Below are 13314 nucleotides of genomic sequence, written 5' to 3'. Positions count from 1 at the left end.
GTGCGCAGGTGTTGTAGGCCGGCTCGCTGCGCGGCTCTTAAGAGTGGCTAACAAAACGTAGCGAGCGGTCGTCAGGTGGGCGTGGACGGCGCACAGGAACCGAGTGGCACAGGAGCCGAGTGTATGAGTTGTACATGCCGATTCCGGGCACCGGCCGCGGCCGCCTGGCCGCTGCGTAGTAGTTTTTCATCGCTGCTCTTAGGCGTATTGCATCTTGCGCGACATGCCCCCGTCGACGATGAAATCCTGCCCGGTGACGAAACCGGAGAGCTGCGGCGCGAGCAGATAGACCGCCAGCTGCGCGATGTCTTCGGGCGTGCCCACGCGCCCGGCCGGATGCTGCGCATGGTCCCGACGCGACAATTTCGGGGCCCGCCGGCGCTGCGGCGCGCGCCACGCCTCGGTGCTGATCCACCCCGGGCTGATGCTGTTGACGCGCACATGCGGCCCCTCGCTCAGCGCCAGCGCGTGGGTAAAAGCCACCAGGCCGCCCTTGGCTGCGGCGTACGCTTCGCTGTGCGGCTCCGATTGCAAGGCGCGGGTGGAGGCGATGTTGACGATCGCGCCGCCTTCTGGCGCCTGCCTGAGCGCGGGCAGCGCCTGCTTGCTGCACAGGAAGGCGCCGTGCAGGCTGGACAGCCGGCTGTTCCACGTGTCCCAGTCCAGTTGCGGCAGTGCTGCGATATGCGGATCGGGCACGCCGGCATTGTTGACCAGGCCATCGATGCGCCCGAAGCGCTTGAGCGCCGCCTCGACCAGGCGCGTGGCCTGCGCTTGGCGCGCGGCATCGCAGCGGACGAAAGCGCTGCGGCGAGGCAGCGCCCATTCCTGCAGGCAGGCCTTGCCGGCATCGGCATCCAGATCGCCAATCACCACGCTGCCGCCCGCGCCCAGCACCGCCTGCGCAATGCCGCGGCCGATGCCTTGCGCGCCACCGGTGATCACCACCACGCGGTCCTGCAGCGGCGACGGGTTCCATGCGGAAATTGCGGGGATCAAGGCCATGGCATGCGGCACGTGGGTGAGAGTGGCGGCACTGTAGCGTGCGGGCTGTCGTCGTCGCAGCAAAAGGGCGCGCATGTGAGCACTCAGCGCATGTGCCGACGCACGCGCTCGATGTCATCCACCTTGAACGTGACGGATGCGGGTTGATCTGAGCAGGTGCACGGGCAATAGGCGTTGCGCAAGGTCCCGGTGCCGCCAGTGCTGCCGTGCGGGCCCTCGATCACACGATCACATGATTGCCCGATGCCACGCGTGTGCAGGGCGGCCGGCGGCGTGCGTCACTCGACTAGGTCGACGCCGAGCACGTGATCCGCACGCAGCTGAAGAGCTTCTATGGCGTTTTGTGCCGACGCGCTAGGAGCGCAGATGAGCGAGAGCCGCGCTCGCCTTGCCGTCCCGCGCGCTTGGGGCAGCACTCAGTGCTCTGCACCGTTGAGCACACGCGCGAAGCCATCGCTGCCCAGGCGTTCGAGCGTCTGGATATTGCGTTCGACGATCACATCCGGATCCGGGAACGCTGCCACTGCACGCTCCACGCTGTCTTCGCGCAACAGGTGCAAGGTGGGGAAGGGCGAGCGGTTGGTAAAGTTGGCCACATCGTCCGGCGCCGCGCCTGCGAACTGGTAATCCGGATGGAAGCTGGCCACCTGCAACACGCCTTGCAGGTCCAGCGCCTCCACCGCCGCATCGGCGTTGTCGAGAAAGTCGTTGTAGTCCAGGAAATCGGTGAGCACGTCCGGGTGCACGATCAGCGTGGTGTCGATCTGTTCGGCCGGTGTATCGCGCAGCAGCACCAGTTCCTCGGCCAGCTGTTCCAGCAAGGCTTCGGGCGTGCTGGCATCGCTGAGCACCAGCCGCACCTGCTCCTTGACGTACACCGCCTTGGCGAACGGGCACAGGTTCAATCCGATCACCGCACGTTCGATCCACTTGCGGGTGTCGGCGATCGGATCGGATGGCGTGGGCGTGGTGGTCATCGTGGCGGCAGCAAGATGGCGCGCCAGTGTATGCGATCGCCAAGTAGCGAGCCGCGCGCCAGGTGGCGGGCAGTAGCGGGCGCTAGCGGGCAACATCACGACGCTGCCAGCAAGGCGGCAGGGTTTTTCGACCCTGCGCGCGCACCCGCTTGCGCTCACCCATCCCGGCCGTGCGGCGCAGCACGGAGTTGCGCCTGCAAGAACGCGATGGACGCCTGCGCGACGGCGTCGGCCATCGGCGTCTTGTGCGGCGACCCGATCGCATGCGCGCCGGTGTCGAATGCCAGCGCCTGCCTGTGTGCCGGCGCAGTGCCCAGCGCTGCGAACATCTGCAGCATCGCCGGCACCGAGGCGATGCCGTCTTCGCGGCCATCGGCAGCGCGGTAGTAGCCTAGAAACACCGGGCAGCGCACGCGCGGCCACGGCGGGTCGGCGGCGATGCGCTCGAACAGGCCACGCAAGGCGCGAAATCCGTCCGGATGGATCGTCTCCGACCAGAACGCGCGCGCGGCAGGCGTGCCCGTGCGCGGGTCGATCAACGGCGCCTGCGCGGCGCAGATCTGCTCAAGCAGTGCCGGGTCGGCAGGCCGGATGCCCGGCGACCAGGCAACCACAGCGGCCACCGCGTCCGGGTACTGCGCGGCCAGCCACAAACCCAGCGTGGCGCCCATCGACGAGCCGACAATCGCAACCCGCTCGCCCAGGCGTTGCGCCTGGGCCAGTGCCTCCAGCGCCGAGGCCTGCAATACCGCCGGGCTGAGCCCCTGCATTGCATCGGCGGCGGCGAGCCCGTGCCCGGGCCAGCGATGCACATAGCCGTTGGCCGCCAGCGCATCGGCCATCTGTTCGGGTAGCGCGCCTGCTTCGCCCGGGCTGGCGCTGAAGCCGTGCAGGTACAGCACCACCAGCGGCGTGCCGGCGTGTGCGCCCTGCTGCCAATAGATGCGTGCGGCGTTGCCCGGCTTGAGCTCAGGGGCGTGCATGGCTGGCGTGCTGGGTGAGCAATGCCAGCAATTCGTGCGCATTGATCGGCTTGGGCAGATAGCCGGCCACGCCCGCCGCGCTGGCGTCGCGCATCGAATCGGTCCGCGTGTCGGTGGTCAGCACGATGATCGGCGGCAGCGCCGACATCGCATCGCGCGCTTCGCGCAGCGCATCCCAGCCGGAGGTACCGGGCATGTGCAGATCCAGGAACACCAGGTCCGGCGCTGCCTCGCGGATACGCTGCACCGCATCGGTGCCATCGACCTGGAAACTCACCCGATGCCCGGCGCGGGTCAGCAGGTTGCCGATCACCAGGCGATTGGTATCCATGTCTTCAAAGACCAGGCAATGCAGGGAGGGCACGTTCTGCGCGTGCTGGGCCAACGCATCGCGCAGCGCGAGCGTATTGCTGCCGGCCGCGGCGCCGGGCAGTTCGAAAATCCAGCGGAAGATGCTGCCGCCAGCGGGGTTGTCGCTCACGGTCAGGCTGCCGCCCATCGCATCGGAAACCGACAGCGCGATGTACAGCCCCAGGCCCACGCCGCCTTCGACGCGACTGAAGCCGGTACTGAGCTGGGTGAACGGAGTGAAGATGTAGGCCTTCTGATCGTCCGGTACGCCAATACCGGTGTCGGTGACGGTCACCGCGATGCTCCAGCGCTCCTGCACCTGGGTCGCATCGATCAGCAGATCCACCGTGCCGCCGGCCGGGGTGAACTTGATCGCGTTGATCACCAAATTGCTGATCACCTGCTCGATGCGGCCTTCGTCGCCCATCACATGCGGTGCCTGCGGGCTATCGACACGCACATCGAGCGTGACGCCCTTGCTGGACGCCGCAGTGGCGCAGACCGCTTTCACCGTGGCGACCACGTCCAGCAGGTTCAACGGCTTGCGATGCAGCTGCAGGCGTCCGCCATCGATGCTGGCCACATCCAGCACCTCGTTGACACGATGGCGCAGCGCGGTCGCATTGACGGTCACCGATTGCAGCAACTCGCGTTGCTGCGCCGGCATTTGCTCGGTTTCGATCAACTGGGCGCAGTTGATCACCGCATTGAGCGGCGTACGTAATTCGTGACTCATGGTGCTGATGAAACGGCTTTGCGCATCGCGCGAGGCCAGCGCCTGCAGCGCCACTTCCTGCATCGCAAGCACGATCCGCGCCACCAGCAACGGCAGCACGATGATCAGCGCCACGGCATAGACGAAATACGCCGGGCGCGACAGCCAATAGCCCGACGGTGCGGTCAATAGCATCAGCACGAAGGTGCTGAGCAACACCGGAAATATCGCGCGTTGCCCATAACGCGCCACCGCAGCGATGGTGATGAACGGCAGAAATGCGTTCAACGACATCAACAGGATGAAGGCCAGGTAGGTCTGGATGCCGATGAACAGCAGGTTCATCGCAAAGCCCATCGCATCGAGCCATTCGCTGGGCGCAATGACACGGCGGCGTACCAGCAGCATCCACACCACCGACAGCACCCACAGGCCGACCGCGGTGGGAAAGACATGGTGCGCGTCGGCCACCAGCACCGGTTGCGGCCCGTACAGCCAGCCCAGGCACCAGGCGGTGACGATGCTCTGCACGATCACGCGGCCGACGCAGGCGCGATATTCCAGGAACGACTCGAACAGCCGCACCAGTCTGTCGTTACGCAATTGCCTGGCGGCCAGGATCAGGCCGGGCGCTGCGCGATTGGGAGTGCTACGCATGAGGGTCCGCATCGTCGGAAGGGAGGGTACGCCGGTACTGCTTGACCAGCAGGCCAGCCGCGTTCGCCACCGCAGTGAAGCGCTGCGCCAGCGTTTCGCCCAGCGCGCCGTGGCTTGCGGCGTCGCGCAACTGGTCGCAGGCCTTGAGCAACTGCTGCGAGCCGGTCAGCGAAATGGTGTTTTTCAACGAGTGGATCTGTTGCAGCGCCTGCGCCTGCGGTGTGCCGGCATCGTCGAGCGTACAGGTGGCGATGGCATGTTCGATCTCCACCAGGAACGCATCGGCGAACGCCGCTGCCGCTACCGGGTCCAGGCCGGCCATGGTGTGCAGCGTCGAGCCGGCCTCGATGCGTGGTTGCGCATGGGCGGCGGCGTGCCTGGCCTGTTCGCCCGCGGCGTTCGCCGGCCCGTGCATGCGCAGGCGTTGCAACACGCTGGCGAACAGGTCGCGCATGCTCGCAGGCTAGGCCAGTGCGGCCAGGTAACGGGCGCAACCGCCCGGCGTGCGCCGCGCAGGCCGCAGGCGCCAGTCCGGCTCACCCGGCGGCACTGCACGCACCGGCAGTGCCGTCCCGATCGTTGCGATCACCCAGCCGCACTCAATCGCGGAAGTTGTCGAACTGCAACGGCAGTTCGAAGTCGGCCTTTTTCAGCAGCGCGATCGCGTCCTGCAGATCGTCGCGCTTCTTCCCGGTGACGCGCAGCTTGTCGCCATTGATCTGCGCTTCGACCTTGAGCTTGGCTTCCTTCAACCTGGCCACCAGCTGCTTGGCCTGCTTCTGCTCGATGCCTTGCTTGACGGTCACTTTCTGCCGCGCGCCGGCCAGATTGGTTTCCACATCGCCAAATTCCAGGCAGCGGATGTCGATGCCGCGCGCCAGCAGCCGAGCGCGCAGGATGTCGGTCATCTGCTTGATCTGGAAATCGCTGGGCGCGGACTGGTTGATCACCTTGCCGTCTTCCAGCTCGAACCTGGCCACGACACCTTTGAAGTCGAAACGTGTGTCCAGTTCGCGGTTGGCCTGATCCACCGCATTGGTCAGTTCGTGCTTGTCTACTTCGGACACAACGTCGAAGGAAGGCATGCAAAGCTCCTGCAATTGAAAAACAGCCGCCATTCTAGGCCATCGTGCCGCGCCGGCCGTCATGCGGGCCTTGGCGGGCGTGCCAGTGCCGCGGCGATAATGCGCGCATGCCCACCACCCGCTCCCCGCTTCCCGCCATCGCCTGGATGGTGGCCGCCGTGGCCTGTTTCTCGCTGATGGATGCGGGAATGAAGCTGCTCTCGGCGCATTACCCGCCGCTGCAGGTCACCCTGTTGCGCGGGGCCGCCTCGTTGCCGTTCGTGCTGGTGTGGGTGTTCGCCACTGCCGGGCCGCGCGCGATCGTGCCGGTACGCTGGGGCCTGCATCTGCTGCGCGGGGTGCTGGGCATGGCGATGATCGGCTGCTTCGTCTTTGGCATCAAACGGATGCCCTTGTCCACCGCCTACACGTTGTATTTCGTGGCGCCGCTGCTGGTGGCCGCGCTGTCGGTGCCGCTGCTGGGCGAGCATGTCGGCCCGCGCCGCTGGACCGCCATTGGCATTGGCCTGGTCGGGGTGATCGTGGTGCTGCGCCCGGGCGTGGACGGGCTGATCTCGCTGCACGGGCTGATGGTGTTGCTGGCCGCCACTGCCTATGCCGTCGCGGCGGTCACCGTGAGCCTGCTGACCCGCACCGACACCCCGCAGGCAATGGTGGTGTGGTTCTTGCTGTTCATGGCCATCGGCGCCGGGTTGCTGGCGATCCCCGACTGGGTGCCGCTACAGGCCGGGCACGCCGGGCTGATCGCCGGCATGGGCCTGGCCGGCGCGCTGGGCCAGGTTGCGCTGACCCAGGCCTTCATGCGCGGCGAGGCCTCGATGATCGCCCCGCTGGAATACACCGGCCTGGTCTGGGTGATCGGCTGGGACTGGCTGCTGTGGCAGACCCTGCCCGACAACTGGACCTGGACCGGCGCCGGCATCATCATCGCCAGCGGGCTGTATTTGTTGCGCCGGGAGCGGATACGGCAGGCTGACCGTCCGCCGTCGCTGGATAGGCCGTGATTGGGGATTCGGGATTGGGGATTCGTCAAAGCAGGGCGCGCGCTGACGAATTCCGGGTCTACCATTTGCTAGCGACGGGAGACCAGACGCTCGGGATTCGCAAAAGAGAGGGCATCCGCCCTTGCGAATCCCCAATCCCGACTCCCGACTCCCAGCCGTTAGAACCGAATGGAATGACGGCCCCAAACATTGACTGGTAGGCTTCACGACCCCCCAATCGGCCACGCGCGGTGATCCAGTTTCAGCGCCTGCACAAGTCCTATTCCGTCGACGGTCGCCAGATCGTGGCGCTGCATCCGCTCGATCTGCGGATCGGCCCCGGCGAAGTATTCGGCATCATCGGCAATTCCGGCGCGGGGAAATCCACCCTGATCCGGCTGATCAACCGGCTGGAAGAGCCCAGCGGCGGCCGCCTGCTGATCGGCGAGGAGGACGTCACCGCGCTGGACAGCCAGGGCCTGCGCGCCTTGCGTCGCCGCATCGGCATGATTTTCCAGCACTTCAACCTACTGTCCTCGCGCACCGTGGCCGGCAATGTCGCCTTCCCGCTGGAACTGGCCGGCACACCGCGTGCCGAGATCGATGCGCGCGTGGCCGAACTGCTGGCCCGGGTCGGGCTGCAGGAGCACGCCAACAAGTATCCGGCGCAACTCTCGGGCGGGCAGAAGCAGCGGGTGGGCATTGCGCGTGCGCTGGCCACCCGGCCGCAGATCCTGCTGTGCGACGAGGCCACCAGCGCGCTGGACCCGCAGACCACCGCCTCGGTGCTGCAGCTGCTGGCGCAGATCAACCGCGAGCTGGGCCTGACCATCGTGCTGATCACCCATGAGATGGATGTGATCCGCCGTGTCTGCGACCGCGTCGCGGTGCTGGACGCCGGCAAGCTGGTGGAAACCGGCCCGGTCACCGAGGTGTTCCTGCATCCCAAACACGTCACTACCCGGCGCTTCGTGTCCGAAGCCGAGCATGTGGACGAAGCGGAGCTGCATCGCGATTTCGCCGCAGTCGGCGGGCGCATCGTGCGGCTGACCTTCCTGGGCAACGGCACCTACGAACCTGTCCTGGGCCGTATCGCCCGCGAAACCGGGGTGGACTACAACATCCTGTCCGGGCGGGTGGATCGCATCAAGGACACGCCCTACGGCCAGCTCATCGTCGCCCTGACCGGCGGCGACCAGAACGCAGCACGCGCCGGTTTCGTCGCCGCCGGCGTGCAGGTTGAGGATCTGCGCGTATGACCCCGATCGTTGCCGCCGCCGGCGGTTTCTTCCGCAATCTTGATGCCGCCAAGTGGGGCGATATCGGCCAGGCCACCCTCGACACCTTGCTGATGCTGGCCGGCGCGTTGCCACTGACATTGCTGATCGGGCTGCCGCTGGGCGTTGCGCTGTTCCTGTGCGGGGCGCCGCAGTTGCGCCGCCGCCCGGTGCTGTACGGCGCGCTCGCGGCGCTGATCAACCTGTTGCGCTCGGTGCCCTTCATCATTTTGATGATCGCAATGATCCCGCTCACGCTGATGCTGATGGGCACCTCGCTCGGCGTGCGCGGCGCAATCCTGCCGCTGGTGGTTGGCGCCGCGCCGTTCTACGCACGCCTGGTGGAAACCGCGCTGCGCGAGGTCGACCGCGGCATCATCGAGGCCAGCCAGGCAATGGGCGCCACCACCCGACAGCTGGTGCTGCGGGTGCTGTTGCCCGAAGCGCGCCCCGGCCTGATCGCCGGCGCCACCGTGACCACCATCGCGCTGATCGGCTTCACCGCGATGGGCGGTGCGATCGGTTCCGGCGGCCTGGGCGATGTGGCCTACCGCGAGGGCTACCTGCGCTCGCACTCGGACGTGGCACTGATCACGGTCATCGCCTTGCTGGTGCTGGTGCAGGTGCTGCAGATGCTGGGCGACCGCCTGGTGGCGCATTACAGCCGGCGCTGAGTCGGTGCGCGGCCGTTGGGCGGGTCGGGCGCCCGACAGCCGCATCGCGCCGCCCGCATCGCGCCGCGCCGATGCATCGCCGTCGCACGCAGGCTCTGCTAGGTTGAGTGCCTGCGGCAGGTCCGCATTCCTCCTCCCACGGATTTCTCCATGAGCACATTCGCGTTTCGTTCCTTCCTGGCAGCCGCCACACTGGCGTTGGCCTCCTGTGGCGGCGGCACTGGCAGCAGCGGCGGCGACACCCTGACCGTGGCCGCCACGGCGGTGCCGCATGCCGAAATCCTGGAGGTGGTCGAACCGCTGCTGGCCAAGCAGGGCGTCAAGCTCGATGTGCGGGTGTTCAACGACTACGTGCAGCCCAACGACCAGGTGGTGCAGAAGCAGATCGACGTCAACTACTTCCAGACCGAGCCCTATCTGGATGCGTACAACCGCGACCGCAAGAGCCAGCTGGTCACCGTCGTCGGCGTGCATATCGAGCCGTTCGGTGCCTATTCGCGCCGCTTCAAGGCGCTGTCCGAACTGCCCACCGGTGCCGACGTGGTGATCCCCAACGACCCGAGCAACAACAGCCGCGCGTTGATCCTGCTCGACAAGGCCGGGGTGATCAAACTCAAGGACCCGAGCAACGCGCTGTCCAGCCAGCGCGACATCGTCGAGAACCCCAAGCACCTCAAATTCCGTGAACTCGATTCGGCCATGCTGCCGCGCGTACTGGACCAGGTCGATCTGGCGCTGATCAACACCAACTACGCGCTCGACGCCGGGCTCAATCCCACCCGCGATGCGCTGGCGATCGAAAGCAAGGAGTCGCCGTACGTCAACTTCCTGGTGGCCCGCGCCGACAACAAGGACGATGCGCGCGTGCAGAAACTGGCCAAAGCACTGACCAGCCCGGAAGTGAAAGCCTTCATCGAGCAGAAGTACAAGGGCGCGGTGCTGCCGGCGTTTTGAGCGCAGGCGGCGCCTTGGCATCGAGGCGTCCTCACCACGACTTGTAGTAGAAGATGCCATTGGCCGTCATGACCAGGTTGATGGCATTTTCCTCGCCATTGCGATCGCTCATACTGGGGTGAAGCTTGGCGCCCACGATATTGAAGGAGGGCTGCAGCGCCAGCAGATCTCTCTCTATTTCGAAGCTGCCCAGCTCGTCTTGGTTGGAGATCATGCCCCCTACCAGGAATATTTCGGGTTCTTGCACGCCTTCTTCCTGCATATCGTCCCGGATTTCGGAAAGCGCATCCTGTATTCCGGAATAATGCAGCAGGCCCAGGATGTCGTGGCCGCGAGGATTCTTTCCTTTCGCACAAATGCAGACGCATGAAGACAAGCCGTGCGTGCCGATCGAATCAAATCCATCGTGCGCGAGATTGATGAGGGCACATTCGTCCATCTCCACATCCATTGTCCGGCTGGCTTGGATATCGCCTGCGGACCGGACTGCGCAGACATGGGGTGTTTGGAACAGCGTGGCGTATTGTCGTTCCAGATCGTGAAATGGCTGGATCTGCTCCCGCGTAAAGCCGTCCGGGATGGCGAATGCGTCGCTGCGACATGGGCGTGCATGGCTGCCGGCCCGTGCGCCATCGCAATCGCCCGCGGTGTCGGCAACACGCTTTCTGGGTCGTTGGCGTGACAACCCCTGGCAGTCGGGATGGGGCGCAGGCCATGCCGTAATCCCGTCGGCTGGATCGGCCGAAGGCGGCGGCTCCGCAGTGTAGGCGGTGCTGGTGGATGTGTCGGGTCTGATGGAAGCCGGCTTCATGGAATCAGGACCGTCGGCGATACACGTATCGATCCTCGCATCGTCCCTGCATGAAGGCGCGCCCGCTGCCGAACCGATGGGTCTGGAAAACGAAGTGTTCTGCATCGAAGAAAACCGATCCGCAGGACCTTTTTTCGAGCATGGGATTTTGATCGTTTGGAGGCGCGCGCCGGTACCGAGGTCAACAGTCCCACCCATCCAGTTTCAGCTCGCCAGGCGGGGGTTCCGTCCTTGCTAAACGGCGTGCAGATCGCCGCTCTGCGTTAACGTGGCAACGATGTCTGTATGGTCGTTGCAGATTTTCGGCAGGATGCGCTCGATCCTTTCAGCGCTTCTCGAGCTGCCACGCCCCCCAGTCGAGCGCGTGCGCTGCGCCGCAGATGGGAATCGATGGGCCGAACACGCGCCGCTGCACCTCCGCGTAGTAGCGTCATCGGCCATCTTTCTCTGGCACTCACTCAATGCCTTTGCTGCTCGCCATCCCGCTGGCCGTCATCATTGCCCTGGCGGTGTTCGTGGTGGTGTTCCCGTTGTCGCTGCTGCAGCGGTTTCGCATGGGGACTTCACGTCGTCAGGCGCGTGGCTGGCTGCTGATGATCAACCTGGTGTCGGCGGGTATCTCCAGCGTGCTGTTTGCGATCTTCAGCTTGATCGCCGCGGCGTTCTGGCCCGGCGCGATCAGCCACGCCGCATTCGGCTGGGCCTGCGGGTTGGCGCTCGGGGCGTTGGCGCTGCGCCTGACCCGCTTCGAACGCACCACGCAAGGGCTGTTTTACCGGCCCAACCTGTGGCTGGTGTTGACCTTGACCGCGTTGGTCGTGGTGCGGGTGATCGCCGGGTTGGTGCAGGGCTGGCGTAGCGCCTGGCAGGGTGTCGCCTGGCCAACCGAAGGGTGGCTCAGTCATGCCAGCCTGCTCGGCGCTGCCGGCGTCTTGCTCGGTTACGCGCTCGCCTATGCCACCTTGCTGTGGTGGCGCTGGCGCAGCGCCCGTCTGCGCGGCAGCGTGTATTGGCGGTGAGTGCGTTTGAGAGTGCACCAGGTGATCGTGTTCGACGCATGCAAACCGCTGCATCGACGCATGCAGGTGCATGGAGTCACAGATGCATGAGACGCGCTGAAGCAAAGCCGGTACACCTGGGCACGTCACTATGCGCATGCGCACGTGGAGGGCTGGCACAGCACCTCAGAGTTCGGTCTTAACGGATCGCACTTTCCGCATCTGGCACTACGCACAAAAAACGGGCCTTTCGGCCCGTTTTTGTTCAACCAAAGCCCTGACGGACAGCGGTGTGTTTAGAAGCGCGCACCGATGCCGAAGCCAACGGTCCACGGATCCAGTTCCAGCTCGCTGCCGGTGCCCTGGCCACCCACGCGCAGTTCCGGACGCGAACGCATGTAGCGGGCGTCGGCACGTGCGAACCAGGTGGAGTTGATGTTCATGTCCACACCAACGGTGCCGATGACGCCCTTGGCGGTGCTCAGGCCCACGTGATCGCCGGTGGTCGACGCTGCGTCGATCTTCTCGTTGCTGAAGTTCGACTCGTAGTAGCCCACGCCCACGAACGGACGGAACACGTTGTCGGCTTCGCCGAAGTGGTACTGACCGCTGATGGCGATCGGCTGCTGCTCGACGGTACCGACCTTGCCCACGCCATCGGCGTTGACACGGTGATTGAACTTGTCGGCTGCACCCCACAGTTCGACGGCCCAGTTGTCGTTGATGTAGTAGCTGGCGCTCAGCGTCGGTGCCGGGCCGCCATCGACGTCAAGGCCCGGAGCCGGGTTGTTCTTGGGGTTCAGCAGCGCCACGCCACCGACCACGGCCCAATGCTTGCCGGAGGCGGTATCGCCGCCGGTGGACAGCGTGCTGGAAGAAGTCGAGGAGGTGTCGCCGGTATAGGTGGTGTCCTGCGCGAACGCGGACGGTGCAATCGCAAGTGCAGATACAGCAGCCAGGCTCAGGATGGAAATGGAACGCATGAGGGTCTCCTCGTCTTGTTGTTAGGCCCGTGGAGTGGGCCGCGCCAAAACTATTCCTAAAAATCTGAATCCACGCCCACCTAGGGCCCGCTAAAATTTCGTTTGTTCAGGAATTGCCCCAAGAAGGCCGCCGTTACGTCATGCAGTCTGAAAAAGACATTCACGCAGATGCGATTGCCGTGACGGAAAAACACGTCAGCCGAGGCTTGCCAGCGCACATTCGCAGCGATTGCAGGGTGTTGCTGCTTGGTTCGATGCCCGGTGTCGCATCACTGGAAGCCGCGCGTTACTACGCGCATCCACGCAATCGTTTCTGGCCGCTGATGCATGCCCTGTTGGGCATTGATACGGCCGCAAGCTATGCACTGCGCTTGCAAGCATTGCTCGACCATCGCGTGGGCCTGTGGGATGTCATCGGCCAATGCGAGCGGCGCGGCAGTCTGGATACGTCCATTGTGGCGGCGAGCATCGTGGTCAATCCGCTGCCCGCGTTGCTGGCTACGCTGCCGCAGCTGCGCATGGTGGCCTGCAATGGCACTGCGGCAGCACAGGCCTGGCGCCGGCACGTCCAGCCGCTGCTATCGGCGCAGCTGTGCGCGCTGCCAGTCGTCGCGTTGCCATCCACCAGCCCGGCCAATGCCGCCTGGTCGCTGCCGCGGCTGGCGGCAGCCTGGCAACCCCTGTGCGATGCGGTGCGCTAGCCGAGGTAAGACGGGGGGTCGGTATGGAATGCGAGCCTCTCGGCGGACCACGCCGCTGTCGCGGTGCCGCGCACTGATGGTTGATGCATGCTGCCCGCCTGCTGTCGACACCTGCGCTGCGCGCGTGGCGGCCAGTGGCCAGAAGTCATGCCAGCCTCCG

General features: G+C 65.5%; 14 protein-coding genes and 1 other RNA gene. 6 read left to right on the top strand and 9 right to left on the bottom strand.

Annotated features, from left to right (window positions below):
- Nucleotides 1-45: 45 nt before the first annotated feature.
- The 7 genes from ACCQ00_RS17870 to ACCQ00_RS17840 form a co-directional block, all read right to left on the bottom strand.
- Nucleotides 46-136, bottom strand: a non-coding RNA gene (locus tag ACCQ00_RS17870) — sX9 sRNA.
- 62 nt (nucleotides 137-198) lie between these two features.
- Nucleotides 199-1005 (bottom strand): SDR family oxidoreductase, encoded by an 807-nt coding sequence (locus ACCQ00_RS17865; protein WP_039570913.1) that lies wholly within the window; start codon nucleotides 1003-1005, stop codon nucleotides 199-201.
- A 416-nt stretch (nucleotides 1006-1421) separates the two neighbouring features.
- Nucleotides 1422-1982, bottom strand: a complete 561-nt coding sequence (locus tag ACCQ00_RS17860) for a DUF1415 domain-containing protein (protein ID WP_039570919.1) — start codon at nucleotides 1980-1982, stop codon at nucleotides 1422-1424.
- A 155-nt stretch (nucleotides 1983-2137) separates the two neighbouring features.
- Entirely contained in the window at nucleotides 2138-2965 is an 828-nt protein-coding gene (locus ACCQ00_RS17855; protein WP_039570922.1) for an alpha/beta hydrolase, read from the bottom strand.
- Nucleotides 2952-4688, bottom strand: a complete 1737-nt coding sequence (locus ACCQ00_RS17850) for an ATP-binding response regulator (RefSeq protein WP_039583909.1) — start codon at nucleotides 4686-4688, stop codon at nucleotides 2952-2954. Before ACCQ00_RS17850 ends, ACCQ00_RS17855 begins: the two co-directional genes overlap by 14 nt.
- Nucleotides 4681-5142, bottom strand: a complete 462-nt coding sequence (locus ACCQ00_RS17845; protein ID WP_007962256.1) for a hypothetical protein — start codon at nucleotides 5140-5142, stop codon at nucleotides 4681-4683. The genes ACCQ00_RS17850 and ACCQ00_RS17845 overlap by 8 nt, the downstream gene beginning before the upstream one ends.
- A 145-nt stretch (nucleotides 5143-5287) precedes the next feature.
- Entirely contained in the window at nucleotides 5288-5773 is a 486-nt protein-coding gene (locus tag ACCQ00_RS17840) for a YajQ family cyclic di-GMP-binding protein (protein WP_022560033.1), read from the bottom strand.
- A gap of 107 nt (nucleotides 5774-5880) precedes the next feature.
- Between ACCQ00_RS17840 and ACCQ00_RS17835 the strand changes: the two genes are divergently transcribed.
- The 4 genes from ACCQ00_RS17835 to ACCQ00_RS17820 all read left to right on the top strand — a co-directional run bounded on the left by ACCQ00_RS17835 (nucleotide 5881) and on the right by ACCQ00_RS17820 (nucleotide 9661).
- On the top strand, nucleotides 5881-6777 hold the full coding sequence (locus ACCQ00_RS17835; RefSeq protein WP_022560032.1) for a DMT family transporter: 897 nt from the start codon (nucleotides 5881-5883) through the stop codon (nucleotides 6775-6777).
- Nucleotides 6778-7007: 230 nt separating this feature from the next.
- The gene (locus ACCQ00_RS17830) at nucleotides 7008-8015 is read left to right on the top strand and encodes a methionine ABC transporter ATP-binding protein (RefSeq protein WP_022560031.1); all 1008 of its coding nucleotides are present in this window, start codon (nucleotides 7008-7010) and stop codon (nucleotides 8013-8015) included.
- Nucleotides 8012-8707, top strand: coding sequence for a methionine ABC transporter permease (locus ACCQ00_RS17825; protein WP_003489185.1), 696 nt, complete (start codon nucleotides 8012-8014; stop codon nucleotides 8705-8707). Before ACCQ00_RS17830 ends, ACCQ00_RS17825 begins: the two co-directional genes overlap by 4 nt.
- 150 nt (nucleotides 8708-8857) lie before the next feature.
- On the top strand, nucleotides 8858-9661 hold the full coding sequence (locus ACCQ00_RS17820; protein WP_022560030.1) for a MetQ/NlpA family ABC transporter substrate-binding protein: 804 nt from the start codon (nucleotides 8858-8860) through the stop codon (nucleotides 9659-9661).
- Between the two features lie 31 nt (nucleotides 9662-9692).
- On the opposite strand, the gene xopAK is transcribed toward ACCQ00_RS17820, so the two are convergent.
- Complete coding sequence (gene xopAK, locus ACCQ00_RS17815; protein WP_306316043.1) at nucleotides 9693-10346, bottom strand: XopAK family type III secretion system effector; 654 nt, start codon at nucleotides 10344-10346, stop codon at nucleotides 9693-9695.
- Between the two features lie 587 nt (nucleotides 10347-10933).
- Between xopAK and ACCQ00_RS17810 the strand changes: the two genes are divergently transcribed.
- The gene (locus ACCQ00_RS17810) at nucleotides 10934-11491 is read left to right on the top strand and encodes a CcdC protein domain-containing protein (RefSeq protein WP_022560028.1); all 558 of its coding nucleotides are present in this window, start codon (nucleotides 10934-10936) and stop codon (nucleotides 11489-11491) included.
- 275 nt (nucleotides 11492-11766) lie between these two features.
- Here the strand turns inward: ACCQ00_RS17810 and ACCQ00_RS17805 are convergent, their stop codons facing one another.
- Nucleotides 11767-12453 carry an OmpW/AlkL family protein gene (locus ACCQ00_RS17805; RefSeq protein ID WP_022560027.1) on the bottom strand — a complete coding sequence of 229 codons (687 nt, stop codon included), beginning with the start codon at nucleotides 12451-12453 and terminating at the stop codon, nucleotides 11767-11769.
- Nucleotides 12454-12593: 140 nt separating this feature from the next.
- Here ACCQ00_RS17805 and ACCQ00_RS17800 point away from each other — a divergent pair, with 140 nt between their 5' ends.
- Nucleotides 12594-13154 carry a DNA-deoxyinosine glycosylase gene (locus ACCQ00_RS17800; protein WP_022560026.1) on the top strand — a complete coding sequence of 187 codons (561 nt, stop codon included), beginning with the start codon at nucleotides 12594-12596 and terminating at the stop codon, nucleotides 13152-13154.
- Nucleotides 13155-13314 lie beyond the last annotated feature (160 nt).

This window comes from Xanthomonas sp. NCPPB 3761, assembly GCF_041475705.2.
Classification (GTDB): domain Bacteria; phylum Pseudomonadota; class Gammaproteobacteria; order Xanthomonadales; family Xanthomonadaceae; genus Xanthomonas; species Xanthomonas phaseoli.
The sequence above is the reverse complement of the archived record's forward strand: the minus strand, read 5'-3'. Positions and strand labels throughout refer to the sequence as shown.